This is a genomic window from Chitinophaga sp., assembly GCF_036569125.1.
Lineage (GTDB): Bacteria > Bacteroidota > Bacteroidia > Chitinophagales > Chitinophagaceae > Chitinophaga.
In genome coordinates, this window is the sequence record NZ_DATCRF010000145.1 from 1 (window position 1) to 2,370 (window position 2,370).

At 47.7% G+C, this 2,370-nt stretch carries 2 protein-coding genes and 1 pseudogene; 1 reads left to right on the top strand and 2 read right to left on the bottom strand.

Annotation, left to right across the window (positions count from 1 at the left end; all coding sequences use genetic code 11):
- Positions 1–195, bottom strand: a pseudogene (locus tag VIM87_RS05200) (MarR family transcriptional regulator); the annotation flags it as partial.
- Between the two features lie 159 nt (positions 196–354).
- A complete protein-coding gene (locus tag VIM87_RS05205; protein ID WP_331995952.1) occupies positions 355–972 on the bottom strand; it encodes a hypothetical protein in 618 nt (205 codons plus the stop codon).
- A gap of 239 nt (positions 973–1,211) precedes the next feature.
- Here VIM87_RS05205 and VIM87_RS05210 point away from each other — a divergent pair.
- Positions 1,212–2,370: glycosyl hydrolase family 28-related protein (locus VIM87_RS05210; RefSeq protein WP_331995953.1), on the top strand; the 1,159-nt coding region annotated here is incomplete at its 3' end.

Below are 2,370 nucleotides of genomic sequence, written 5' to 3' on the forward strand. Positions count from 1 at the left end.
CATGTAACCTTCATCTATTTGCAGTTTTTCTTTTATGGTTCTTGCGGTGATCCCTTCCTGTTCATTCACCTCATAAATAATCCTCGCTTCTGTAAGCGAATAGTCGCTTTCCAGGATGTGGTTATTAACAACACCCAGCACCGTTGTATAAAACCGGTTAAAATCGCGCAGGGTATTTACCAGCTCTTTTTTCATGAAACAAAGATAAAGTATAGTACTTGCCAAAAGCAAGTATTTCATAAATTTTTAGGAGCTTGATAAAATGGGATGGATATTTATGGGAACATAAAAATAAACCCGCGTAATACCAGGTATTACGCGGGTTTTATAAAAAGTATGAAAATAAAGCCTACATCATTTCATTAACCCCATCACCTTTTCCATATCCCGGTCCCTTTTTTCCACCACATCCAGCGGATCCTTAAAGGTTTCATTATACCCGTCGCCTGCATACAGGTCAGCGCCATGGCTGATAATATCAGCCACCGGCACATCATTCATCGTCAATAGCTCATCGCCGGTATTTAATGCAGGTGTTTTATGTGTGGTGATCCAGGCGCGGTGCTGCCGTACCAATACTTCAAAAGGCAGGCGGGGCTCATTTACTCCTTTAAACCCGGCGGAATGCCTTAGCTGTGTATGCCCGCAGCGCAGCCGGCTCAGTAAAGGATACACCCGGCTCATAAAATCGGTTTCAGAAAGCGGCGCATTAATGGATGCCAGTGTTGCATCATACACCTGCTGCAAGCTATCTGCCGGTGTGTAAATGCCGTAGGCAGGGTGCATTTCTTTAATAGCCGACCAAAGTATAAAAAGGTCATCCCGCATACTTTTTACAGCCAGCTGCGGCGCGTCGCCACCGGCATTACCCTCCTTTGCTTTTTGGGCGGCTGTTGGTGCGCAGCTGTTTGCTGAAACCACGGTTATTATATAAAGTATAATGCTGAAGATCCGGGCAGTTCCTTTGTTCATGGGTATCGGGTTAAGGTATATCCATCTAAAATAGGCCATAACTGTATAAAACAAAAACCCTTTATTGCCCCACGCCTACCTTAAAATAGTATTAAAATAGGGCCGGGAAACCCGCGCCAGGCAATTATCTTATTTTGGGATCGTTAATTTTTGGCCGCCGGTGGTTATTTGGCCTGATATTAGGTTGCTAAATAACACTCCGGCCTTCAGGACCATTCATTAAAAACAGGGACCAGCATATGCCAGCATTAAAACCATATCGCAAGCTCACAGTAATAGCCGCTTGTACGCTGCTCACTTTTGCCGCACAGGCGCAAAACGCTAAAAATGGCAGCAGCAATTCGCCAAAGCTTTTCCAGGTTACCACTGCAGAAACGCTGCCGGGTGACGCCGTACTGGTACGGGGCGAAGACCTGGACAAGGTTACACAGGTACAGGTGGCCCGCCTGACCGATGATAATGTGGACAATACTTCGCCGGGTTATATGCCCCTTCCCCGGGAAGATGATGCGCTGGACCATGGCGGTACCGACCGCAGGGCAAAAGACGCAGCTGAAAATAAATACCAGCCGGCAGATAAGCTGCTGCAAAACAGCCAATCCCTCAAATTCGTAATACCGGCCACCTGGAAAGAGGGTGTATACAGCGTAAGGCTTACCGACAATAGTAACCAGGCCACGGATTTTTATGTGAATGTACCCCAGGTGAAATGGGTGATCAGCGAAGAAGGCCTGAATGTAACTGCCGGCAGCTACTTACGTATACAGGGCAAAAACCTGCAAAGAAAAGGCCTTAGCGGGCAGGTAGTATTGATCTCCAAAGAAAACAAGCAGGTAATAAGAGCTAAGGTGGCCAACGCTTTTGACGATTTTTCCGTGAGCGTGAACATTCCCGGCAACATAAGTCCCGGTACTTACCATTTATATTACCATAACGGCCAGGGAGGTAAAACCGCGTGGAGCGAGCCTTTACAGGTAAATGTAGTGAACCCCTCCCCCAATAAGTGGGATAAAAAAACCTTTAACGTAAAAGACTATGGCGCAAAAGGCGATGGCGTGAATGATGAAACCAGTGCCTTCCAGTCAGCCCTGGCTGCAGCCAAGCAGCAAGGCGGCGGCACTGTGTATGTGCCGCACGGGCGGTATATGATAACCGCTGAATTACAGCTGCCCCCCTTCACCATGCTGAAAGGCGAATCCGTTGCTGTAACACAGCTGTTCTGGAACTCACTGGGCTGGGACTATGGCAAATTACCCAATAGCCTGATCAGCGGCACCCATGACTTTGCGGTAAAAGACCTGAATATATGGGCCACCAGGGCCTGGGGCATTATTATGCAGAACGGCCCTATGGAGGAAATGGGCAATGTGCTGCTGGAAAACCTGGTAGTACGGCAAA